Origin of the sequence: Sphingobacterium sp. E70 (genome assembly GCF_019285695.1) — a bacterium.
Lineage (GTDB): Bacteria > Bacteroidota > Bacteroidia > Sphingobacteriales > Sphingobacteriaceae > Sphingobacterium > Sphingobacterium detergens.
On the sequence record NZ_CP079104.1, the window covers coordinates 542,777 to 564,953 of the forward strand.

General features: G+C 40.3%; 22 protein-coding genes and 7 pseudogenes. 11 read left to right on the plus strand and 18 right to left on the minus strand.

The window, feature by feature from the left end; all coding sequences use genetic code 11:
• The first annotated feature begins 102 nt into the window (after positions 1-102).
• Together KUH03_RS45210 and KUH03_RS03985 are read left to right on the plus strand one after the other, a co-directional pair.
• On the plus strand, positions 103-231 hold the full coding sequence (locus KUH03_RS45210) for an Lrp/AsnC family transcriptional regulator (protein WP_306429439.1): 129 nt from the start codon (positions 103-105) through the stop codon (positions 229-231).
• Between the two features lie 26 nt (positions 232-257).
• Positions 258-560, plus strand: a complete 303-nt coding sequence (locus tag KUH03_RS03985) for an Lrp/AsnC family transcriptional regulator (RefSeq protein WP_306429440.1) — start codon at positions 258-260, stop codon at positions 558-560.
• 107 nt (positions 561-667) lie between these two features.
• Here the strand turns inward: KUH03_RS03985 and KUH03_RS03990 are convergent, their stop codons facing one another.
• The 6 genes and pseudogenes from KUH03_RS03990 to yihA all read right to left on the minus strand — a co-directional run bounded on the left by KUH03_RS03990 (position 668) and on the right by yihA (position 4,012).
• A complete protein-coding gene (locus KUH03_RS03990) occupies positions 668-1,276 on the minus strand; it encodes a peptide-N-glycosidase F-related protein (protein WP_373564938.1) in 609 nt (202 codons plus the stop codon).
• Positions 1,250-1,638: pseudogene (locus KUH03_RS48070) on the minus strand (PNGase F N-terminal domain-containing protein); the annotation flags it as partial. The pseudogene KUH03_RS48070 and the gene KUH03_RS03990, both read right to left, overlap by 27 nt.
• Positions 1,635-2,342 carry a hypothetical protein gene (locus KUH03_RS04000; protein ID WP_257091679.1) on the minus strand — a complete coding sequence of 236 codons (708 nt, stop codon included), beginning with the start codon at positions 2,340-2,342 and terminating at the stop codon, positions 1,635-1,637. The gene KUH03_RS04000 and the pseudogene KUH03_RS48070, both read right to left, overlap by 4 nt.
• Before the next feature lie 80 nt (positions 2,343-2,422).
• The gene (locus KUH03_RS04005) at positions 2,423-2,947 is read right to left on the minus strand and encodes a UbiA family prenyltransferase (RefSeq protein ID WP_257091680.1); all 525 of its coding nucleotides are present in this window, start codon (positions 2,945-2,947) and stop codon (positions 2,423-2,425) included.
• 13 nt (positions 2,948-2,960) lie between these two features.
• The gene (locus KUH03_RS04010) at positions 2,961-3,275 is read right to left on the minus strand and encodes a UbiA family prenyltransferase (RefSeq protein WP_257091681.1); all 315 of its coding nucleotides are present in this window, start codon (positions 3,273-3,275) and stop codon (positions 2,961-2,963) included.
• 102 nt (positions 3,276-3,377) lie between these two features.
• Positions 3,378-4,012: pseudogene (yihA, locus tag KUH03_RS04015) on the minus strand (ribosome biogenesis GTP-binding protein YihA/YsxC).
• Between the two features lie 185 nt (positions 4,013-4,197).
• Between yihA and KUH03_RS48075 the strand changes: the two are divergent.
• From KUH03_RS48075 to KUH03_RS04030, 4 genes and pseudogenes are all read left to right on the plus strand, one after another.
• A pseudogene (locus KUH03_RS48075) lies at positions 4,198-4,610 on the plus strand (ABC transporter ATP-binding protein); the annotation flags it as partial.
• Positions 4,599-4,985 (plus strand): ABC transporter ATP-binding protein, encoded by a 387-nt coding sequence (locus KUH03_RS48080; protein WP_373564939.1) that lies wholly within the window; start codon positions 4,599-4,601, stop codon positions 4,983-4,985. The pseudogene KUH03_RS48075 and the gene KUH03_RS48080, both read left to right, overlap by 12 nt.
• Before the next feature lie 304 nt (positions 4,986-5,289).
• Positions 5,290-6,308, plus strand: a pseudogene (locus KUH03_RS04025) (ABC transporter permease).
• Positions 6,305-6,445: a hypothetical protein gene (locus tag KUH03_RS04030; protein WP_257091682.1), complete on the plus strand. Its 141-nt coding sequence runs from the start codon at positions 6,305-6,307 to the stop codon at positions 6,443-6,445. The pseudogene KUH03_RS04025 and the gene KUH03_RS04030 overlap by 4 nt, the downstream one beginning before the upstream one ends.
• 209 nt (positions 6,446-6,654) lie before the next feature.
• On the opposite strand, the gene KUH03_RS04035 is transcribed toward KUH03_RS04030, so the two are convergent.
• Entirely contained in the window at positions 6,655-7,125 is a 471-nt protein-coding gene (locus tag KUH03_RS04035) for a hypothetical protein (RefSeq protein WP_257091683.1), read from the minus strand.
• Positions 7,126-7,265: 140 nt separating this feature from the next.
• Between KUH03_RS04035 and KUH03_RS04040 the strand changes: the two genes are divergently transcribed.
• Positions 7,266-7,922 carry an HAD family hydrolase gene (locus KUH03_RS04040; protein ID WP_257091684.1) on the plus strand — a complete coding sequence of 219 codons (657 nt, stop codon included), beginning with the start codon at positions 7,266-7,268 and terminating at the stop codon, positions 7,920-7,922.
• A 153-nt stretch (positions 7,923-8,075) separates the two neighbouring features.
• Here KUH03_RS04040 and rny read toward each other — a convergent pair.
• The 4 genes and pseudogenes from rny to pheT all read right to left on the minus strand — a co-directional run bounded on the left by rny (position 8,076) and on the right by pheT (position 13,130).
• Positions 8,076-9,628: pseudogene (gene rny / locus KUH03_RS04045) on the minus strand (ribonuclease Y).
• 416 nt (positions 9,629-10,044) lie between these two features.
• Positions 10,045-10,335, minus strand: coding sequence for a cell division protein ZapA (locus KUH03_RS04050; protein ID WP_077432704.1), 291 nt, complete (start codon positions 10,333-10,335; stop codon positions 10,045-10,047).
• 57 nt (positions 10,336-10,392) lie between these two features.
• On the minus strand, positions 10,393-10,626 hold the full coding sequence (locus KUH03_RS04055; RefSeq protein WP_373564633.1) for a hypothetical protein: 234 nt from the start codon (positions 10,624-10,626) through the stop codon (positions 10,393-10,395).
• A gap of 111 nt (positions 10,627-10,737) precedes the next feature.
• A pseudogene (pheT, locus tag KUH03_RS04060) lies at positions 10,738-13,130 on the minus strand (phenylalanine--tRNA ligase subunit beta).
• A 732-nt stretch (positions 13,131-13,862) separates the two neighbouring features.
• Between pheT and KUH03_RS04065 the strand changes: the two are divergent.
• The 3 genes from KUH03_RS04065 to purL are packed head-to-tail and all read left to right on the plus strand — an operon-like array spanning position 13,863 to position 17,373.
• The gene (locus KUH03_RS04065) at positions 13,863-14,843 is read left to right on the plus strand and encodes a hypothetical protein (RefSeq protein WP_257091685.1); all 981 of its coding nucleotides are present in this window, start codon (positions 13,863-13,865) and stop codon (positions 14,841-14,843) included.
• 44 nt (positions 14,844-14,887) lie between these two features.
• Positions 14,888-15,343 (plus strand): AIR synthase-related protein, encoded by a 456-nt coding sequence (locus KUH03_RS04070; RefSeq protein WP_257091686.1) that lies wholly within the window; start codon positions 14,888-14,890, stop codon positions 15,341-15,343.
• Entirely contained in the window at positions 15,328-17,373 is a 2,046-nt protein-coding gene (gene purL / locus KUH03_RS04075; protein ID WP_257091687.1) for a phosphoribosylformylglycinamidine synthase, read from the plus strand. Before KUH03_RS04070 ends, purL begins: the two co-directional genes overlap by 16 nt.
• 164 nt (positions 17,374-17,537) lie before the next feature.
• Here purL and KUH03_RS04080 read toward each other — a convergent pair whose 3' ends face one another.
• From KUH03_RS04080 to KUH03_RS04090, 3 genes are all read right to left on the minus strand, one after another.
• The gene (locus KUH03_RS04080) at positions 17,538-17,861 is read right to left on the minus strand and encodes a DoxX family protein (RefSeq protein WP_257091688.1); all 324 of its coding nucleotides are present in this window, start codon (positions 17,859-17,861) and stop codon (positions 17,538-17,540) included.
• Between the two features lie 136 nt (positions 17,862-17,997).
• The gene (locus KUH03_RS04085) at positions 17,998-18,339 is read right to left on the minus strand and encodes an AEC family transporter (protein WP_257091689.1); all 342 of its coding nucleotides are present in this window, start codon (positions 18,337-18,339) and stop codon (positions 17,998-18,000) included.
• A complete protein-coding gene (locus KUH03_RS04090) occupies positions 18,318-18,911 on the minus strand; it encodes an AEC family transporter (protein WP_257091690.1) in 594 nt (197 codons plus the stop codon). Before KUH03_RS04090 ends, KUH03_RS04085 begins: the two co-directional genes overlap by 22 nt.
• A 108-nt stretch (positions 18,912-19,019) precedes the next feature.
• Between KUH03_RS04090 and KUH03_RS04095 the strand changes: the two genes are divergently transcribed.
• Entirely contained in the window at positions 19,020-19,850 is an 831-nt protein-coding gene (locus KUH03_RS04095) for an AraC family transcriptional regulator (protein ID WP_257091691.1), read from the plus strand.
• A 39-nt stretch (positions 19,851-19,889) separates the two neighbouring features.
• On the opposite strand, the gene KUH03_RS04100 is transcribed toward KUH03_RS04095, so the two are convergent.
• The 4 genes and pseudogenes from KUH03_RS04100 to KUH03_RS04115 all read right to left on the minus strand — a co-directional run bounded on the left by KUH03_RS04100 (position 19,890) and on the right by KUH03_RS04115 (position 22,016).
• Positions 19,890-20,219 (minus strand): hypothetical protein, encoded by a 330-nt coding sequence (locus KUH03_RS04100; RefSeq protein ID WP_373564943.1) that lies wholly within the window; start codon positions 20,217-20,219, stop codon positions 19,890-19,892.
• A 30-nt stretch (positions 20,220-20,249) separates the two neighbouring features.
• A pseudogene (locus tag KUH03_RS04105) lies at positions 20,250-20,821 on the minus strand (mechanosensitive ion channel family protein); the annotation flags it as partial.
• An 11-nt stretch (positions 20,822-20,832) separates the two neighbouring features.
• Positions 20,833-21,888 carry a hypothetical protein gene (locus KUH03_RS04110; protein WP_257091693.1) on the minus strand — a complete coding sequence of 352 codons (1,056 nt, stop codon included), beginning with the start codon at positions 21,886-21,888 and terminating at the stop codon, positions 20,833-20,835.
• On the minus strand, positions 21,885-22,016 hold the full coding sequence (locus KUH03_RS04115) for a hypothetical protein (RefSeq protein ID WP_257091694.1): 132 nt from the start codon (positions 22,014-22,016) through the stop codon (positions 21,885-21,887). The genes KUH03_RS04110 and KUH03_RS04115 overlap by 4 nt, the downstream gene beginning before the upstream one ends.
• Positions 22,017-22,177 lie beyond the last annotated feature (161 nt).

Here is a 22,177-nt window from a genome sequence, read left to right on the forward strand (position 1 = left end):
GATAACTATAATTTCAAAAAAATTAAATAAAAACAGATAAATAACAATAAATTATTCACTCAAACATTGTAATTTTGTAGCAACACCGAAAATATTCAGATTATGGAATTGGATGAAATTGATTTAAAACTGCTACGCTTATTACAGCAAGATGCTTCATTAAGTAATAAAGAACTGTCTTTCGAATTGAATAAATCAATTGCAGCAGTACACGAAAGGGTAAAAAATTAAAAAGACTAGGTTATATCAAGAAAACTGTGGCAATCTTGGATCGGCATAAGATCGGTATCGGATTAATTTCGTTTTCGCAGGTATTCCTCAAAGCACATACCTTCGAAGTACTGAATGAATTTGAAAAAGAAGTGGCTAAATTTCCTGAAGTCATGGAATGCTATCAGATGGCCGGGTCTTATGATTTCATGTTGCGTATTGCCACCAAAGACATGGATGCCTATCATATCTTCTTAAGACATCGCCTTGCTGTATTACCGCAAGTCAATACAGTACAGACTTATTTTGTGTTATCGGAGACAAAAAGTGAAACCGCCTATCCCCTCTAATGAAACAGAGCCTATCTAAAAAATTGAGGTATTGATTTATACAAAATCAATACCTCAAATATATCAATCAATCAATCAATCAATCAATCAATCAATCAATCAATCAATCAATCAAATAGTAAAGTTCCGCTGACATTCCAGCTACTGAAGCTTGTCCCTTCAGGAGCTCCTTGCGGGATCTGAACCTGTAATTTGTAATCACCAGCTTTTAAATCGCCCAAGTCGATATAAATCGGTGGAGTCACAGTTCCTGGGCACCAGTTGGAACGGCTCAGATCAGATGAAGACAATCCAGTGGCAAAATTACCTGAAGCAGGGTTGGATAAACGATAAGAGCCACAATCGTTGCGCCAAGGCGTGTATTTAAAGAGCAAGGTATCGTTTAAGAAAATACGGTTTTCTTTGGGAACAAACTCATCACCATTTCCCCAGCCTCCATGACCGGTCGTGATATAACGTAATTGTACGTTTTTAGCATCCTGATCCAAACGAAATGACAGTGTCAACCCTTTATCCTTATCGAACATAGATCCATACTCCTGTCCACCCATTTCCATCACATTGGTCGTCGTAAATAATGACATCGTCTTTTTCAGATTTCCTTCCGAACCCGCCTCAAACCCTGGGTGAATTGTAAGCTCAACACTAACTTCATGACCATTCTTATCATAGTTGCCAATGAAAGCACCTACGTACACTTCCTGCTCACTTAACATTCCTGCAAGCTCAGACACGTCCTGTCTGTAAAGAACAGAATCTTGCCAAACCTTATCCTTTAACTGAAGATAGTTAAATTGCTTAACACCAAAGGGTGTAAAGAAACGCATCAATTCAACGATAGGTTCGAAAGTCGCTGTTCTTACCACTCCCTGATAACTCTTGCCATTTCCATTTTCGTACTTCGGTAAGGTTGACATGCCATTTTCATACCGTCCAAAAAGCTCTGTGCTTTATTGGCCGGAATAATAAAAACGGATCCGGTACGGTCGTATGCATCACCTTTTGATTGCTCCACAAGTTGAACGAACACGTTATCGCTAGCTTTGATTTTTGGTATTTTGACTTTCTTGACAATCACTGTACCATTGGCAAAACGTAAGATTGAATCCGACTTGGTATCATCTGAAAACGAATGCGTTCCTTTTGGAAAATCGGAAGTTGAACAAAACGGTTTTTCCAGATAAGATCTTTATAGGAAAGTTCGTCATAACGTTTCTCGCTTCCTTTTAATTTCAATTGCTCCGGGATGGTCTTGACTTTCTCTACTTTTGTTGCAAAGGTACGTGTATTGCCATTTCTGATCACCTCTAAAACCAAGCCAAGGTCCTGCCCGAGTTCGCTCGGAGCTCCTTTTACCCCAAGTTTGTCCGTATACCAGATTTCAATCTTATTGGAATTGATACTGGTTTCCACTTTCTTACAGGGATACCCCAAGATGGTCTTGGTTTCGTTAGTCGGGTTGAATTTCTGTTTGGAGAGCGCCAAAGAGTCTCTTGTCAGAATAAGGGAACCATCTTTCAGTTTCGCAATCTTAAGCAAGGTATTTCCAGACGATCGCTCCACCAGTACGCGTTCGTAAGGCGGCAACAATTGTCCTTTTATATCTTTTTCCGAACTCACATAAGTTTCATTTGCATTGGCATAGACCAGTACCCCATTCTGATTGGCGGGTGTATTGCCATTAAAACTTTGATTGTACTGGATCACATAGCTTGTTAGCTTCTGGGCATAAGAGGACAATGACAGACATAAAATTGAAACAAAAAGGATATTTTTCTTCATAGTACGCATATTGGATTAGACACAAAAATAAGAAAGGCTTTAGGAATTCCTAAAGCCTTTCTTATTTTATGCTAAAACGTTTATTTTATCAACCAGATATCTAAAAGATAAAAGACCGCAAAGATGACGGAAGCGTAACCATTGGTGGTCATAAAATCACGGTTTACCCGACTTAAATTTGTCGATGAAAACAGCGTATGCTGATAGATCAACAACCCACCATAGAAAACCACACCTAAATAATAAATCCAGCCGACAGGCATTAAAAACGCTGGTATTAAAACAAATATAAAAGACAGCACGTGTAAACATTCAGATACCCGCATCGCTCCTTTGGTTCCCAACCAGACTGGAATAGAGTTCAACTTATTGGCGCGGTCAAAAGCTTCATCCTGCAAGGCATAAATAATATCAAAACCACTCACCCAGGTCAGTACAGCAAAGCCATACAGGACAGGTACAGTTGCAAATTGCCCCGTGATAACGAGATATGCTCCGATCGGCGCTAAACCCAATCCTGCTCCTAATACCAAATGGCATAAAGGCGTGATACGTTTGGTATAAGAATAAAAAAGCACCACAAAAAGTGCAATCGGCGACAACATAAAGCACAGGAGTTTATAAAATAAGTCGCTGTGACAAAAGTAAGCAGTTGACGATGGTAAAGATCAGCGCATTTTGGGCAGAAATCTTCCCTGCAGGAATATCCCGCATTGCAGTTCTCGGATTGATCGCATCAATATCGCGATCCAAGTACCTATTGAAAGCCATCGCTGCATTTCGCGCCGTTACCATGCACAATAACATTAATAGTAACAGTTTCCAATAGAAAGCATATTCCGTGGTATGCAGCGCCAAAAAGAAGCCAATAAGGGCAAATGGCAATGCGAATACACTGTGGGCAAATAAAACTAAGGAAAGATACTTCTTCATGAGATGATCTTATTAGACTTTAAAACGTTCGTCATCCTATCCCCGACAATGATCAGATTGACGAAGCTATTGTTTTGAACCAATATTTATTTTTAGAAATACTTAAAACGGCATTCTTTCTTCCGGCTCGGGCCCGACAAATCGGCGGTTGACCTCATCAATGGTCTCCAAAATAGGCTCGTGACCTAATTTCTTTTCTGCCGAAGTTAAAAGACCGTTGGCACCTCCTCAAACCATTGCAAAAGCTGCTTCTTAAATTTCGCGATATTTGCATCAGATTTCACTGCCGATTGTTTGTCTGCTTTGGTAAAGACCAGCATAAAAGGTAAACCGCATTCACCCAACCAATAACAGAAGTCAAGATCGATCTTCTGTGGCTCAAGACGACTGTCCACCAGAACAAATACACATTGCAGATTATCTCTATGTGTCAGGTATCTGCGAATGAATTTCTCCCATTCATTGCGACTCGTTTTGGATGCTTTCGCGAATCCATAACCGGGCAAATCGACCAGATACCATGTATCGTCTATAATAAAATGATTGATCAATTGAGTCTTACCAGGTTTTTGAGAGGTCTTGGCAAGGCCCTTCTTATTTGTCATTGCATTGATCAAAGAAGATTTACCTACATTAGAACGACCTATAAAGGCGTACTCAGGCAAATTTGGCGCAGGTAATTTGTCAACTCTCGTGTTACTACACACGAATTCGGCTTTTTTACTTCCATGGAACAAAGGTACATTAAATGAATCCGTTTGACAAGGTTTCCGCCGCTTCTATACCAGAAAAAACTTCATGGTCATGCTGTAACATTTACGGGCATTTACATACTAATAGTCAAAATAAACAAGTGTATCTTTGATAACACAGGATATATGCTCTTTTTCTCCATACAGAATTTAATTAAACCTTAGAAAAGATGTTACTCGAAATCAATCATGTCACCAAGGATTACGCCAATCATCGCGCATTGGACGATGTATCCATCCAGATTCCAAAAGGAAAGATTTTTGGGCTACTGGGACCCAATGGGGCTGGAAAAACATCACTGATCCGTATCATTAACCAGATCACTGCACCCGATTCCGGTGAAATCCGATTTAATGGGGAAGTATTAGGCGCACAGCATATTGCCCAGATAGGCTATCTTCCGGAAGAACGTGGTCTCTACAAAAAAATGAAAATCGGGGATCAGATGCTTTACCTGGCGCAATTGAAAGGGCTTTCAAAAAAGAAGCTTTACATCGAATACACGATTGGTGCGAGCGACTTGATATAACTTCATGGTGGGACAAGAAGATTGAAGATCTCAGCAAAGGAATGCAGCAGAAGGTGCAATTTGTAGCCACGGTTATTCACCAACCGCAATTGATTATCCTTGATGAACCCTTCTCAGGTTTTGACCCAGTGAATGCTAATATCATCAAAGAACAGATCCTACGCTTAAATGCGGAAGGTGCTACCATTATCTTCTCCACCCATCGTATGGAAACGGTAGAAGAGCTTTGCGATCATATTGCTTTGATCCACCGCTCCAAGAAAATCCTGGATGGTCGCGTACAAGATATCAAGAAAGACTATAGAAATCAAACCTATACGTTGGAATTTACCCTCAATGCAGAAGGCATTGACATCAGCAATGAAAGTCTATTTAAAATTGTCAGCTCATCACAAAAGAAAATATTTACAATACTACTATTCAGCTAAATAAAGATGTTAATATAAACAATATATTAACATCTTTATTATAAAAAATACAGCTCAATCAAATCATTGAGCTTGTCCCTTCCATGGCAGATATTTTTATCCAGAAGGTTACTGAGGTCTCAACTTTATCCCCAGATCATGCATAAGATATTACTCATCATCCAACGGGAATATCTATCCCGAGTCAAGAAAAGATCATTCATTGTAATGACTTTCGCGGTCCGCTTTTCTTTTTTGCGCTGTATGCAGGTATGTTTTACCTGACAAAAAGAGCTTTAAAGATGCCCATACAGAAGTCTTTATCATTGATCAACAGGGCGACTTCGCTAATAGGCTTCAAAGCAATAAAAATGTAAGCTACAAGAAGAGTCAGCTACCGCTGCAGCAACAAAAACAACGCCTGGCCCAAGAGCAAACCAAACAGGCGATCTTATACATCCCTCAAGATATCCTGACAACACAAAAGGCTGAATTGATCACCAGCGGCAAAACAAGTTTTGTCACGCAGGAGATTATCAGTGGTCAGTTGGAAGATATCATTCGGGAAAAAGAATATAAAGCCAAAGGGATAGACCTCAAGCTGATTCAATCCATTAAACCTAAGGTGGATATTGAAGCGAAAGAAATAACGGCAGACGGTGAGGAAAAAAACAGCAATACGGCAATAGCCATGGGGATTGGCGTCGCCTTGGCTATTTTGGTTTACCTGTCCCTCTTTCTCTATGGCGCGCAAGTCATGCGGGGTATCATTGAAGAAAAAGCAATCGCATTATAGAAGTTATTATTTCCTCTGTAAAGCCCTTTCAGCTTATGATGGGTAAAATTGTGGGCATCGGTATGGTTGGCCTTACACAATTTGTGATGTGGCTTGTACTCACGCTAGGGCTCTTTCTTGTGGCTACTACATTATTTGTCAATCCACAAGATATACAGGAAGTCGCCGCCGGTCAGCCTGGAGCGGCCAATATGGGAACAGTATCCAAAGCAATGGGACAAGGTAGTTCTGCCTCTATTCTCGCTTCAATCCAAAGTTTCAACTTCACAGAGGTTATTGTCTTCTTCTTTCTGTTCTTTATTGCAGGTTACCTCCTCTATAGCGCTATATTTGCCGCTGCGGGTTCTGCTGTAGATAACGAAACCGAGGCCAATCAGTTTTCCATGCCGATCACCATGCCCCTATTGTTGACGTATATTCTTTCTTTCGGAGTTATCATTAACGATCCCAATGGTCCAATCGCCACCTGGCTGAGTTTTATTCCATTTACATCCCCATCGCTATGCTGGTTCGCATTCCTTTTGGTGTCCCCTTATGGCAGATATTGACTTCATTGGCTTTGCTTATTTTAACCTTCCTACTGATCACTTGGGTAGCCGCACGTATCTATCGTGTAGGGATATTGATCTATGGAAAGAAAGCCAGTTTCAAAGAAATCATCAAATGGTTCAATTATAAAAATTGATCGGACTGATCAATAAAGCATATAAAAAGCGAAGGCTGGATTGTACAGTACAATCCAGCCTTCGCTTGTTATCAACCCAACTGTCAAAACCTCAGTTCAAACAGCTCTATAGACCTGTTTTTCCTTCAGTATGACAACTACAGGGCAAATGGGTTAATATCTAATATTGAACTTCTGAAATACAAAATGCCATAGCCATATCGGGCCTATCAGTAGAAATTGCAGAAACTGCTTTCCAGTAATTGCCTTTTCTCTTTTCCTTTACCAAGAAACAGTGCGACTAGTGCAAGCAGTGCTATCGCCAAGCATACCCATATCACCGCAGGACCGCCGTTTTTTTGTACATATTCCAACTGAACAATAAAAAAGCTCATTGCTCCTATCGAGAACAAAATTGCATAAGACAGGGTTGCGGATAATTTCAGGTAAAAATAGATGATAATTGCAATGAAGAAAGAACCCCAATTCAAAAAGGTGTGCCAATTGAGCTTCACTAAAAATTCAAACTGTGGAAAAGGAATCATCCAAATACAGCCCATCACACCGAAGAATAACAGCGGCAAAAAGATGATCTGAATAATACGATTGGTTGGATCTTGAAAATTAGCATCCAATTCCTCAAAATAGGTATCTACTGGACGTTTCGGTTCTACTTCCTGAACTTTCTTCTTTTGTTTCATTCGGCAAATTTAATAAATATTGATCTGCATAAACCGTTGAACGGAATAATATTCTCATTTTTTTAGTCTGTCGCTTGTCATTATATGCTTTCTTCGACCTTTAACTGGCAATCTCCTATCCAATTCCGTAATATTGCAACATGAAGTCTTACAAACATATCTTATTTGATCTTGATGGTACCCTGACGGACCCTGCTGAAGGCATCACCAAATGCATTGCGTATGCACTCGAAGCAAAAGGAATACATACGCCTGATTTAAATAGCCTGAAGCCATTAATTGGCCCTCCGTTGAAAGATACCTTCATGCATACCTATGGATTTGACGAAAAGGAAGCTTTGGCTTGTGTGGACAAGTACCGTGAGCGCTTTGCGACCCAGGGTTTATATGAGAATCTGCTCTTTGATGGTATCCCCAAATTACTGGAAGGGCTAAAATCGAAAGACTACAAGGTATACTTAGCGACCTCTAAACCCGAAATTTTTGCACATAAGATTTTACAACATTTTGCAATCGACAGTTACTTCGATTTTGCTGGCGGAAGTGCATTGGACGATTCTAGACCGACCAAGACAAGTGTCATTCAGTATGTATTGAACAAGGCCAACCTGGTTGACCCACAGCACTGTATTATGATCGGCGACCGCAAGCATGATTTAATTGGTGCCCGGGAAACGGGCATGGATGCCATCGCTGTGCTTTATGGTTATGGTAGTGAGGAAGAACTTATGAAAGAAAAGCCAACCTATCTGCTGCATAGTGTGGATGATTTAATTCAGTTTTTGACGCATAAATAAACTTTCGACGGGAACGACTATTCCGCGCGACTGGACAGGTATTCCCCGCATCAAAATATACAGCAAAAAAACGCCCCAATCAATGATTGAGGCGTTTCTATTATTATTTGTTTACCAAAGATCCTGTTTTGTTTTTCAGGACTCTTCCATACGTTATTTTGCGTAAGATACGGATCTCGTCTCCCGGATGACAGTCACTTTAATCTGACCTGGATAAGTCATTTCAGTCTGTATACGGTTTGAAATATCAGCTGCCAATATTTCTGATTGCGCATCCGATACTTTTTCACTCTCAACGATGACACGTAATTCACGACCTGCCTGTATCGCAAAAGTTTTCTCAACACCAGGGTAAGATAGTGCCAAGTCTTCAAGTTCTTTCAAACGTTTGATGTAGCTTTCAACAACTTCACGACGTGCTCCAGGGCGTGCTCCTGAGATAGCATCACAGGCTTGTACAACTGGAGAAATTAAGGCTGTCATCTCAATTTCATCGTGGTGAGCGCCAATGGCATTACAAACATCTGGATGCTCCTTATATTTTTCAGCCAATTGCATACCTAGAATTGCGTGTGGCAATTCAGGATTATCATCAGGCACTTTACCAATATCATGCAATAGTCCGGCACGTTTGGCATGTTTTACATTCAATCCCAACTCAGCAGCCATTGTTGCCGCAAAATTGGCAACCTCACGGGAGTGCTGTAGAAGGTTCTGACCATAAGAAGAACGGTAACGCATGCGTCCCACCATACGGATCAGCTCCGGATGTAAACCGTGGATACCCAGATCGATAGCTGTACGTTCACCAATCTCAACAATCTCGTCTTCAATCTGTGTACGTGTTTTTGCTACGACCTCCTCGATACGAGCTGGGTGGATACGGCCATCCGTTACAAGACGGTGTAAAGCCAAACGGGCGATCTCACGACGTACTGGATCGAAACCAGAAAGGATAATTGCCTCCGGTGTATCATCCACAATGATCTCTACACCTGTTGCAGCTTCCAATGCACGGATATTACGGCCCTCACGACCAATAATACGGCCTTTGATCTCATCATTTTCGATATTGAAAATGGAAACTGTATTTTCGATTGCAGATTCAGTAGCGGTACGTTGGATCGTTTGGATAACGACTTTTTTGCTTCTTTCGTCGCGGTCAATTTCGCTTCATCTACAATATCCTTGATCTGAATCATTGCTTGGGAACGCGCTTCCTCGCGCAATGAATCCACCAATTGGTTTTTAGCTTCGTCAGCTGTAACACCAGCGATACTCTCCAATTGTTTGATCTGTTGTAATTTTAAAGCCTCGACTTCTTCGGATTTCTTTTCATTAAGTTCAACCAATTTATCCAATTGCTTCTTTTTGGTATCCACATCCTGCTTATCGCGATTGATGCTTTCAAGCTTTTGGTTAATCGATTGTTCTTTCTGTCTCAACGTATTTTCCTTTTGGTTGATGGTGTTGTTACGTTGATTCACCTCCTTTTCATGTTCGGATTTTAATTGAAGGAATTTTTCTTTAGCCTCTAAAAGGCGTTTCTTTTTAATGTGTTCTCCTTCTTGCTCTGCATCTTTTAGTATGCTATTTACCTTATCTTTGGCTTCCTGTTCTTGTTTTTTGAATAACAGAACCAACAGATAACGACCTATAACTACACCAACAATCAGAGAAATTATGATATAAATTGCGACGTCCATGTATGTATAATTGTATTATATATGTTTGTTTTTATTAATTATTAAATTTCAATAGCATAAATATCTTCGCCATTTTTTGAACTGGACACCAGCTGATTTTATGCCATTGGTATTCCGATATACTTCTTGGGAATACCAACGATTGAATCAGACAGGGTTTACATGGTATGCAAACAGGCCCAACGCATGATGGTTTCAAAACAAAAAAAACCGCAATTAAATTTAAACAGGTCTCATGTATTATTAAACTTCGTGATTACATAATTAGGCTTAGATTATGACCCAGATGGCTTTCGCAAAATGGCCTATATCTTTTTGCGCCTGTAATATTGAAGCGTTAAGTTTAAAATAGTGACAACCCGAATTTAATTGCGGCAAATTCGTCGTTTTAAGCTCTAAATATAAAGAACGTAAATTTATTTGTTAAAGAAATCCGTCAACAACTGATCAAGCTCCTGTACTGAATTCTCCAGCCCCACTTCGTGGTTCTGGGACTGTCGCTCCGCATTTAACATTCGCGTAGCGAACTGCAATACACACATGGACAACAAATCCTGCTTATCTCTAACAGTATAGTTTTCCTGCAATTCCTTTACTTTTTCATTTATCAATTTCGCAGCATGTCGAATCACTTCTTCCTCCGCGCTTTCCACCCGAAGGGGATAAACACGATCTGCGATATTTATTTTTATGGAAATCTCTCCCATTTCTTTGAGCTTTTTAACGTTGTATTAGTTTAAATTCCGATAATCTCCAAATTCCAACTACTTCAACAAACTAATACACTTGTCTATTTCTCGCACAAAATCGTTAATTTTTTGTTTTGTGTCAAGTATTTTTTCATTAATTGCTTCCTTATCCGTTTCTGAATCCAAGGTTCGGGCTACTGCCAGCGCCTTGACTTTCTCTTCCAACTGCTTGCTTTTATCGTTGCTCGCGTCGAAAGCCACTTTTAAGGATTGTACCTCTAATTTAAGCAAATCATTTTCTTCTTGCAAGACTTCGCACATTTGAATTAAGTTTTCGTTTTCTCAACGATCAGATTCATTTGTGAAGACAATGTTGCCATAGCGTAAATCGAATATTACCAATTAATGTTCTATATCTAATTAACCACGCACCTCTGCGCTTAGTTCCTTCTCAAAATTAACAATTAATTTTTGAACTATCGCATCAATTTGTTTATCGGTCAATGTTTTTTCTTCGTCTTGCAGGATAAAGCTCAGAGCATAAGACTTTTTCCCTTCCGGAATTTTATCACCTTTATACACATCAAACACATTTACCTCCTTTAAAAGCTTGCGTTCGGTCTTTTGAGCGACAAATTGAAGCTTATCGAAGCTCACATTTTCGTCAATCAACAGGGATAAATCACGACGTACAGCAGGAAATTTCGACACTTCCTTATATTGAATACTATTCTTGCGAATGATTTTCATTAAGACATCCCAGTCAAAATCTGCGAAGAAAACCTGCCCCTCAACATCTGCTTTTTCAAGTTGGCATTAGCTACCGCACCGAAAGAAACCAGACATTTCTGACCTTTCATATAACTCAATCCGTAGGCAAAATGATTGCTCGGTGCATCTTGTATTTGTATGCCCTCAATCTTTAGACGTTTGACAATGGTATCAACTGCAGCTTTGAGGTTATAGAAATTGACATTACCTTTTTGCTATTCCACTGTTCAGCTTCCTCTCTGCCGGTTATTGCAAAAGTCAAATGCTGCGTTTCTTTATATCCCTCACCGTCCAACGCATAAGTTTTACCGAATTCGAAAAATTTCAGATCAAAATTTCTACGCTTCTGATTATATTCAATGGCATTCAACACGGAGAATAACATGTTTTGGCGCATGGTATCCAAGTCCGAGCTCAAGGGATTGAACAATCTGACAGCAGTTTCACTGTCATCTGCATAATCAAGCTTTGTCAACGAATTTGCCAATATTTCACGGAATCCATTACCGATCAATAAGTCCGCAAGTTGATTTAAGACGACCTCTTTATCTGGTTTTTCGACCGTGTTTAAGGAAGCCTTAATTTGGGATTTTAGTTCAATGTTATTGTAGCCATAAATCCGTAATACCTCTTCCACAACATCTACTTCGCGGGTTACATCAACACGATAAGCAGGTACTAAAACATCTAGCCCGGCAGCTGTCTCCGAAGCAATCTCAATACCAAGGGCAACAATAATAGCTCTAATTTCTTCATTTGGGATTGCTTGTCCAATTAAACGTACCACGTTCGCATAGCTCACATGGAATGAGAATGGTTTAATTTCGGCAGGATATACATCTTTCAAGGTCGAAGATATCGTCCCCCGGCAATTTCCTGAATCAACAATGCCGCACGTTTTAACGCTTCTACAGTAATGTTAGGATCTGTACCACGTTCGAAACGGAATGAAGCATCTGTTTTCAGACCATGTCTTTTAGAGGTCTTACGCACTGATACGGCATTGAAATAAGCCGATTCAAAAACACATTGGTTGTTTCTGTCGAAACACCTGAATGTGCACCACCAAAAACACCAGCGATACACATTGGTTTTTCAGCATCAGCAATCACAAGGTCTTCAGCAGAAAGCGTCCGTTCCACAGCATCTAGGGTCACAAACTTTTCCCCTTCTTTTGCTGTACGGACAAGCACCTTGTTACCAGCAATTTTATCCGCATCAAACGCATGCAATGGTTGGCCAAGGTCATGCAATATAAAATTGGTGATATCGACAATATTATTGATTGGACGTACACCGATCACATTTAATTTTTCTTTCAACCAATCAGGTGATTCTGCAACCTGAACACCGGAAATATTGATTCCGCTATAACGTGGACAAGCCGCAGTGTCTTCGACAACAACAGCTGTACCTGCTTCCTCAGCCGCTTGAAAGGCCGAAATATCCGCTTTTAGAATATTTGTACGGAAATAAGCAGCGATATCGCGTGCTACACCTAAATGGGATGCCGCATCCGCACGATTCGGTGTAAGGCCTATTTCATAACGGTAATCATCCTGAATATTGAAATGATCTTTCACCAATGTCCCTACCGCAACATCAGCTGGCAATTCAACAATACCGGCATGGGATGTGCCCAAACCGATTTCATCTTCACCACATAACATACCTTCGGATACTTCGCCACGAATTTTAGATTTGGTAATCTTAAAGGGTTCTCCACTCAACGGGTGACATGTTGTACCTACTGTTGCCACAATTACTTTCAATCCTGTACGGCAATTTGGCGCCCCACATACGATATTTAGTAATTCAGAAGCGCCTACATCAACTGTAGTAACGCGCAATTTATCAGCATTCGGGTGTTGCTCACAAGTTTTTACTTCGCCAACGACCAAACCATCCAATCCACCGGGGATACTCTGTACGACGTCCAGTGCCTCTACTTCCAATCCTGTGTTTGTCAAGATCAAAGATAATTCCTCCGGCGTCGAATCTATATTAACGTGTTGTTTTAACCAATTATATGAAATGTTCATCTCGAATTTGATTTGATGCACAAACTTAGATAAATTTGACTTTGTATGCAATTATAATTGCGTAGTATATCAATTTATCCCTGTCAATACATGCATTTTCCTGGCGCTCGTCCTACTATAGTTTTACTGTTCCTCACATTCTTTGCAATCTGCCATATCCTGATTGCCACCCACCTTGCTCGTTATAATGCACTGGGAAAACAGGATTCTTAAAGATTGAAAAAATCGAATAGAAGATGATTATGAAGTTGGTTAATCGACAGCCTAATTCAATCTTTGCCTTGGGATGCGCATTAGATCCACATCCCAAGGCTTGATCATGTTATACGCATAGGGAATAGGGTTTACGAATCTACCACCTACAAGCGACCTATCCTAACAGCAGATAGAATGATAACATTTATTTACACGAATTAACACTACTTTATATTTATTTGCATTAGAACCGTTATTTCACTGTTTTTAAACCGAATAGTAACCACTATTTTTTAATCAAAATTCAATCATTTCCATAAAAATAATATGTAACTTTGTGCTTTAATTTGAAGAACGTTCAAAACAAACATTTATAATGATTCATTTCTTTGAGAACCCATCGAACACCGTATATGGTGTTCAAAGCGTAAACTCTTTATCACAAGAAGACATTACTAAACTCAACTGGCTATTCGGCAACGCCAAAAACTCGACGACCAAACCCTTAACCATTACTTTGTAGGCCCCCGCGCAGCGATGGTCACTCCTTGGAGTACCAATGCAGTAGAAATCACACAGAACATGGGTATTGAAGGAATTGTTCGTATCGAAGAATTTCAACCGGTACCAGCAGATTTCAATGATTTCGATCCAATGATTTCGCAAAAGTTCAGTACGTTGACGCAGGATATGTACACGGTCAACATCACACCAGAACCTATTTTGGAAATTGAAGACATTGACGCCTACAACAAATCCGAAGGATTGGCATTAAATCCGGAAGAAGTAGCCTACCTAAACAATCTTGCCACCAAATTGGGACGTCTTTTAACAGACTCCGAGGTCTTTGCTTTTTCACAAGCCAATTCTGAGCACTGTAGACATAAGATTTTCAATGGTACATTTATCATTGATGGTGAAGAACAACCTACTTCCCTATTTAAATTAATCAAGAAAACTTCCGAAACAAATCCAAATGAGATTGTTTCAGCGTATAAAGACAACGTTGCTTTTATTAAAGGCCCACGGGTCACCCAGTTTGCACCTAAATCCGCTGATAAGCCTGACTTTTACGAGGAGAAATCTTTCGATTCTGTTTTATCCGTAAAAGCCGAAACCCACAATTTCCCAACAACTGTAGAGCCTTTTTCTGGAGCGGCGACAGGATCAGGAGGTGAAATCCGTGACCGTATGGCCGGTGGTCAAGGTGCGATTCCTTTGGCGGGTACCGCGGTCTATATGACAGCCTATTCACGTCTATTGCAAGATCGTCCCTGGGAGAAGGCAATGGCAGAACGCCAATGGCTTTACCAAACACCAGTGGATATCCTTATCAAAGCTTCCAATGGAGCTTCTGACTTCGGTAATAAATTTGGACAACCCTTGATTACGGGATCTGTACTGACCTTCGAACATGAAGAAGAAGGCCGTAAGCTTGGTTATGACAAAGTCATCATGCAAGCTGGTGGTGTCGGTTATGGAAAATTGGATCAAGCCAAAAACATACCCCAAAAATAGGTGATAAAATCGTCATCTTAGGAGGTGAAAATTACCGTATCGGTATGGGAGGTGCAGCAGTATCCTCTGCTGATACAGGTGCTTTCGGGTCAGGAATTGAATTGAATGCCATTCAACGCTCAAATCCGGAAATGCAAAAACGTGCGGCCAATGCTGTACGAAGCTTAGTTGAAGCAGATCATAACCCAATTGTTTCTATCCATGACCATGGCGCTGGTGGACACCTCAACTGTCTATCCGAATTGGTAGAGGAAACAGGCGGTTTAATCGATCTTGATGCGCTTCCGGTAGGTGATCCTACCCTTTCAGCAAAAGAAATCATCGGCAATGAGTCTCAGGAAAGAATGGGCTTGGTGATTGCTGAAGATGATATTGCAATCCTAAAGCGTGTTGCTGATCGTGAACGTGCACCAATGTACACTGTAGGTGATGTCACCGGAGATCACCGCTTCACATTTGCATCAAAAGCAATGGCGCCAAGCCAATGGATTATGCCTTAGAGGATTTCTTTGGTTCATCACCAAAGACCTTTATGCGTGATAAAATCGTTGCTCGTAATTATACAGATCTTACCTATGATTCTGCGAATATCCCAAGCTATTTAAATCAGGTACTACAATTGGAGGCTGTGGCTTCCAAAGATTGGTTGACCAATAAAGTGGACCGTTGTGTGGGTGGCCGTGTTGCCAAACAACAATGTGCTGGTCCATTACAGTTACCTTTAAATAACGTTGGTGTCATGGCTCTTGACTACAAAGGAAAAGAGGGTATCGCAACAACGATAGGACACTCCCCTGTCGCAGCATTAATTGATCCGGCAGCGGCTAGTAAAACTGCTATCGCAGAATCATTATCAAATATCGTATTTGCACCGATTATAAACGGTCTTGCAGGCATCTCATTGTCAGCCAATTGGATGTGGGCAGCAAATAACGAAGGTGAAGATGCTCGACTTTATCAAGCTGTCAAAGCTTGTTCGGATTTTGCAATCGCACTAGGAATCAATATCCCTACAGGAAAAGACTCCTTATCGATGAAGCAAAAATATCCAAATGGTGAGAATGTAATTGCTCCCGGTACATTGATTATTTCAGCAGCTGGAAATTGTACGGATATTACCAAAGTAGTTGAACCTGTCTTAAACAAAAATGCAGGATCCATTTACTATATCAATCTATCAAAAGACAACTTCAAATTAGGTGGTTCGTCTTTCGCTCAGATTGTCAACAAATTAGGTACAGAAGTTCCTACAATCCAAGATGCAAACTATTTCAAAACAGCATTCAATACCGTTCAGCAATTAATCAACGATAACCAAATCGAAGCCGGTCATGATATCGGATCTGGTGGTTTGATCACGACCCTTTTGGAAATGACATTTGCAGATGTGAATTTGGCCGCAAATTATGACCTTTCGGGATTAAATGAGTCTGATGCTGTAAAAGTATTGTTCAGTGAAAATATTGGACTTATACTTCAAGCTAAAAATGATACTGTTTTCGAACAAGCTTTTAAAGAAGCTGGCGTAGAAGCCATAAAAATTGGCCAGGCAGTAGCAGGAAGCACCGTTACCATCAAAAACGGAGAAGAGAACTTCAGCTTTGATGTTGCGGCAACACGTGATGTTTGGTCGACCACTTCATTCCTATTGGATTCGAAACAATCGAAAAACGGAACTGCACAACAACGTTTCGATAACTATAAAAATCAACCTTTAACATTTACCTTCCCAAGTCAGTTCAACGGCAAAAAACCGGTGATCGACGGAAGTAAAGCACGTCCAAAAGCGGCAATTCTTCGGGAAAAGGGCTCCAACTCGGAACGCGAGATGGCAAATGCGATGTTCTTAGCAGGTTTTGATGTGAAGGATGTCCATATGACAGACTTGATTTCAGGCCGTGAGACATTGGAAGATATCCAATTTATCGGTGCTGTTGGTGGATTCTCCAACTCGGATGTACTGGGTTCGGCAAAAGGATGGGCCGGAGCATTCCTCTACAATGAGAAAGCGAAAAAGGCATTGACCGATTTCTTTGCACGCCCAGACACGCTTTCGGTTGGTATCTGTAATGGATGCCAGTTGTTTATGGAACTGGAAATGATCAATCCGGAGCACGAAGTTCATGGTAAAATGTTGCACAACACTTCGGGCAAACACGAGTCAAATTTCATTTCCGTGAAAGTTCAGGAAAATAATTCCGTTATGCTTTCTACATTGGCAGGAAGCACATTGGGTGTTTGGATTTCACATGGTGAAGGAAAATTCAATTTACCGTATGCAGAGGAACAATACAATATTGTTGCGAAATACGGTTATGAACAATATCCACACAATCCAAATGGCTCGGATTACAATACAGCGATGATCTGCGATAAAACTGGTCGCCATCTGGCCACAATGCCGCATATCGAGCGCTCAATTTTCCAATGGCATTGGGCAAACTATCCAAAAGGACGTCAGGATGAAGTTTCTCCTTGGTTAGAAGCTTTCGTCAATGCACGCAATTGGATTGACAATCAAAGCAAGTAATAAGCACTACATAAAAGCTCCTTCATCTATGAAGGAGCTTCTTTAGATATCCCTTTTATATCCAGGTTTGTTCATCATATTGTCAAGGGAATATTTTCCAGATCCCATGACCATAAAAAAGATCAACAAAAAGAATACGACTATAGAAAGCCACAATTCGGAATTCACATAACTAAAACCATTGGTGATATTAACAAAAAGACAGCTCCCACCAAGACCGGTAACAATAATAAAGAAGCTAAACGGGTTTGAAAACCCAAAATAAGGAATAACCCGCCAACCAAGTGCGTAAATACCACATAGTGAACAGCTCCCCAAACAGACAGGTGAAAGCTACTTTGTTCAATCATGTGCTCAACCACTTGCCTATCGTTTACAAAAGTTACGCCTTTGGCGAAAATCATAATACCCAAGGCAATTCTTAGGTAATCAATCCATTGTGGGTGATGGACATTTCCCCAATGCTCAATTCTATGTATCAGGTTCATAACATACCTCCTTTTATAGATGGTTATACTGCTATAACAACTGAATAACAAAAAAGTTGTTGCTCAGTATCATTTTAATACACAGATCATTGTCCTTACATGGGATCGAAATCCTTCAAAAAGGTTGAACGAAACATTAGGCTATCGCAAACCGGATTACAAGATCCCATAAGGCCGTTGTCATTAGCCCGATTACAATACTAAACCCGATAACAAGATTCACCAACTTTGCATTGAGATGATATTGTTCAGCGATGATCCCTGAGGTGACCAAGGTAGGCATGGCAGCTTCGAAAATACTGATTCGCGCCACAGGCCCCTTTACTCCAAGCAACAACGCAAATAGTAAAACCAATGCGGGAGCCAAAATTAATTTATAGATCATGGCTGTACTAATCTGTGCGAATTGTTGGCGCCAGCCCTCGAATTTCAACTGTAAACCGATAGAAAATAGCGCTAATGGCCCCACGGTCGCCACGAGTTTATCAAAAAAGGTTCGGCAACACTAAAATCAATAAACTGAGATAAAGTCAATGCAAGAAGACAACCGATCAATGGTGGGAAAGTAATCAGTTTCCTGATCATAAATTTGGCCTCAATGGATTGCCCTTCCTGAAGATTTGCTTTCAGCGCATTGATGATACCAGCAGTAGATAATAATATAAATGTCGTCTGGTCACAAATTATAGCAATCGGTAATTGCGCTTCGCCAAAATAAGCCATAATCAATGGAAATCCGATGAAGGATGTATTGCTATAGCCTGCCGCCAATTCCAGACTGCTCCTGGAACGCTGCTTATAGGATTTTCGCTTACAATACCATTCCATAAACAACCAGCTTCCGGCCCAGACCAAAACTGCCGAAAAGATCGGAAACAACAACTGTGACGACCATACGATCTTTGGAATATATTTAAACGAAACCGCCGGAAGAGCAAAATAAAGTATCCAGGTATTGATTCCTTTATGCGCCTCACCGTGGATTAAATTTGTCCTTCGCAACAGCATGCCAGCTGCAATACAAAACGCAATCATTATAAAATTAACCATGTTTTTCCTACAATTTTATACGACACAAAAGTGCAATAGTATACTTAGGAAAAACATGTATAAATACATTATTTTTATGTACATTTAATACGATATACCAAAAAAATCATGCGAAAGAAACAATTCGAGCCATTACTGATCAGTGAGTTTGTGGAAGATACTTTCCATCTACCTATGCATGAGCAAAATTATTATGAACTTGTTTACATACGCAGCGGACAGGGAAAACATGTGATCAATAAATTTGAATTGGATTATGAACGTGGTGATATTTTTCTTGTTAGCCCCGCAGATAAACATTACTTCAATATTCATGAAAAAACACATTTCCTATTCATTCTTTTTACGGATAGCTATTTTATGCAAAATCGGCGTCAGCAAAAACTGTACGCCTGGATTATGGAGTTAATGAACGACAGAGGATTGCGAGAAAGTAAATTACACATGACCGATCACGATCGTTTGATTTATTCCCATCTCATGGAAGCGGTCCGGCTATACTGTATTACCGCTATCAACCAGACATCACAATGGCTGTTTGATCAACTGGTTGCTATCTTCGGTCGTTATAAGGAAATATCCGAAATACAGCGCTTGCCACAGGCACATACACTGCACATCGACAGCTCCATTTCGGCTTATATCCATCAGAATATCTTTATCCCAGAGTATCTTCAGCTAAAAACAATTGCCCAGAAATTTAACCTCTCCCCGACTTATTTTGGCATTTATTTCAAGAAAAACTTTGGTAGTAGCTTGAGAGACTACATCACCATGTACCGAATCGAATTAATCGAACATCGGCTTAAGTCCACTGCATACACACTCAAACAGATTGCCGAAGAACTGGGGTTTGTCGACGAGAGCCACTTATCCCATTTCTACAAGCGCACAAAGGGCTACAGCCCCAAAGCCTATCGACAGCAACAGGCAAAATAATTCTATGATGTACAACAGACAAAAGATACGAGTTGCCTATCAAGATTTAGGAGGCAATACACTATAGAATTTCAGTCCCTTTTCCTCAAACTGTTTATAGAGGATAATTAATACATCATTTTTAAAAGAAGAGGTATTCGCCGCAAAATTCACCCAGCAGGAAACGCTTAAATAAATCATTTCTTCACTGATGTCTTGCACACTGATACCACTATCTCTTTCTTTGACAAAATGTGGACTCGCCGCCATAGCATCTTTGATCCATTGTTTAGCCTCGTCAAGGTCGGCTCTTCGATCAATGTGGAGGACGAAACTTGTCTTACTATATTCTTGTGATAATGTCCAATTGACAACCCTACCCGACAGCAAATCACCATTTGGAATAATAACATCAGCACCATCGGCAGTTTTCAGTACACTTGCACGAATACCAATCTCCTTGACACGCCCCTTTTTATCAGCGAGTTCGATCTGGTCCCCACGCGGAAAGGCTTATCAAAAACGAGAATAATCCCAGATACAAAGTTGTTGATGATATTTTGCATACCCAAACCTATCCCCACACTCAGTGCCCCGATAACAACAGTAAGTTTATCCAAGCTCATCCCTAAAGCGGAAATAGCCATGAAAAAGCCGATCAGAATAATCGCCAGACGAAATAACGGAAACAGTGTCATTTTTTGATTGTAGGCCTGATTTAACTGACCATCTTCACCACCGAGTACGATGAGGCTGATATTCTTTTGAAACCAATTGGCAACCAGTAAGAGCAAAACTGCAACAACAAGATTCCCCAAGGTGAACGATATGCTGCCGATATTACGTACCTTTCCAAAGAATGTTTCACTAAGCGTCAATAAGGTTTCGATAAACTGAAGATTATTGGCCACAACAATAATTGCCAACAGAATACATACAATCCGAAGGATCTCCGTTATTATTGCCAAGGTACGCTGTTCGTTAAAGCGCATCCAAAATCCCGCTACCAAACGGTCTTTTTGAATTGGTTACGGACATCCAATTTGATCATGTCCGCAAAATATTGTAGGGTAAATGACTGCACCAAACCTACCGCACAGGCTATACTGAAACTGCGTGAATGCTCCACATGCCCAATGACATTCAACGTGATCGCGGTGATATTTAAGATCGCAAATACCACATAGATAAAATTACTGATATAGCCCGGACTCTCTGGATTCTTTATACGTCGTTTCGTATAGCTTACCAATCCCAATGCGATTAGATTAAAACCAATACAAACAATACGCAAAAACAGATCATCACTCACAATCATATTGACAAAAACATCCAATAGGTAAAAGATGATCAGAATCAGCGCGATCTTACGCTGCTGTCCAGTCATTTTATGTCTTAGTAAATACATAAAAATCAACATGATCACCAGTTGAGATGCCTGTAAGATGAACGTTGGTGTAAAGAAATTGACAAAGGGCAGTAAGGTTAGCAGAAAAATAATCGTTTTCCCAACAATCGCATCAATGGCTATCTTATTGGATGGATCATTTTGTTTCAGCACATAGGCAACCCGCGCAATCCAATACGAATAAGCCAGTCCCAGCACAATCAACAGAATCCGGCTCGCCCAATCTGTACGATTGACATATTTATCAATGGATGTATTGTTACTATAATTACTGCGAATATTGTTCAAAATAACATCTTTCGAGATACTTGTTGTATTGGCCTTCCAAATGGAACTTTTACCGGGAGCGGTAGTAGACTTCTTCGCAGCAGTTTTTGTTTCAGTAATCAGATCCAATCTATTGAGGTGCCGCTGGTTCTTTAGGATAAGCTCATCTATCGTGCGATTGATCATTTCCAGCGAATCCATCTTTGACGATAACTTAAGTTCTGCGCTATTCAGGTATTGATGTGCCCTAGCATGATTATTGGCACTGATATCATAATGATTGATGATATTACGGATTTGGTCTTTCGTGCCACTTAAACTGTTGGAATAATTTGCAATACTCCCTTTGATGGATTTAAGTTGTCTGATTTCTTCGGAAATCACATTTTTATTGTCGCAACAGAATCTTTTGCGGAGTTGGCACTTGTCGTGGCATAAGAATTGGATTTTTCATTTAACTGAGCGACAAACTCAGCCATAGAGCTTGTACGGATATTGGACAAAAATGTCAAATTTACCTTACGTAGGTCATTCCGTAGCGAATCATTCCCTACTCTTGTCGAATCGGTACCAGATCTTCTATTTAAACCGGTATATGACTGTGATCTATCGGCATGACACCTCTTCTTACCTGAACCGAATCTTGTCCGATAGCATACAGATGCAATGCAAA

Bases quoted from the DNA above. Each gene is read 5' to 3' on its own strand.
- KUH03_RS45210 (WP_306429439.1), top strand. From the start codon at position 103: ATGGAATTGGATGAAATTGATTTAAAACTGCTACGCTTATTACAGCAA.
- KUH03_RS03990 (WP_373564938.1), bottom strand. From the start codon at position 1,276: ATGTTAAGTGAGCAGGAAGTGTACGTAGGTGCTTTCATTGGCAACTAT.
- KUH03_RS04000 (WP_257091679.1), bottom strand. From the start codon at position 2,342: ATGAAGAAAAATATCCTTTTTGTTTCAATTTTATGTCTGTCATTGTCC.
- KUH03_RS04005 (WP_257091680.1), bottom strand. From the start codon at position 2,947: ATGTTGTCGCCGATTGCACTTTTTGTGGTGCTTTTTTATTCTTATACC.
- KUH03_RS04010 (WP_257091681.1), bottom strand. From the start codon at position 3,275: ATGAAGAAGTATCTTTCCTTAGTTTTATTTGCCCACAGTGTATTCGCA.
- KUH03_RS48080 (WP_373564939.1), top strand. From the start codon at position 4,599: ATGCAGCAGAAGGTGCAATTTGTAGCCACGGTTATTCACCAACCGCAA.
- KUH03_RS04035 (WP_257091683.1), bottom strand. From the start codon at position 7,125: ATGAAACAAAAGAAGAAAGTTCAGGAAGTAGAACCGAAACGTCCAGTA.
- KUH03_RS04040 (WP_257091684.1), top strand. From the start codon at position 7,266: ATGAAGTCTTACAAACATATCTTATTTGATCTTGATGGTACCCTGACG.
- KUH03_RS04050 (WP_077432704.1), bottom strand. From the start codon at position 10,335: ATGGGAGAGATTTCCATAAAAATAAATATCGCAGATCGTGTTTATCCC.
- KUH03_RS04065 (WP_257091685.1), top strand. From the start codon at position 13,863: ATGGTCACTCCTTGGAGTACCAATGCAGTAGAAATCACACAGAACATG.
- KUH03_RS04070 (WP_257091686.1), top strand. From the start codon at position 14,888: ATGGGAGGTGCAGCAGTATCCTCTGCTGATACAGGTGCTTTCGGGTCA.
- purL (WP_257091687.1), top strand. From the start codon at position 15,328: ATGGATTATGCCTTAGAGGATTTCTTTGGTTCATCACCAAAGACCTTT.
- KUH03_RS04080 (WP_257091688.1), bottom strand. From the start codon at position 17,861: ATGAACCTGATACATAGAATTGAGCATTGGGGAAATGTCCATCACCCA.
- KUH03_RS04090 (WP_257091690.1), bottom strand. From the start codon at position 18,911: ATGGTTAATTTTATAATGATTGCGTTTTGTATTGCAGCTGGCATGCTG.
- KUH03_RS04095 (WP_257091691.1), top strand. From the start codon at position 19,020: ATGCGAAAGAAACAATTCGAGCCATTACTGATCAGTGAGTTTGTGGAA.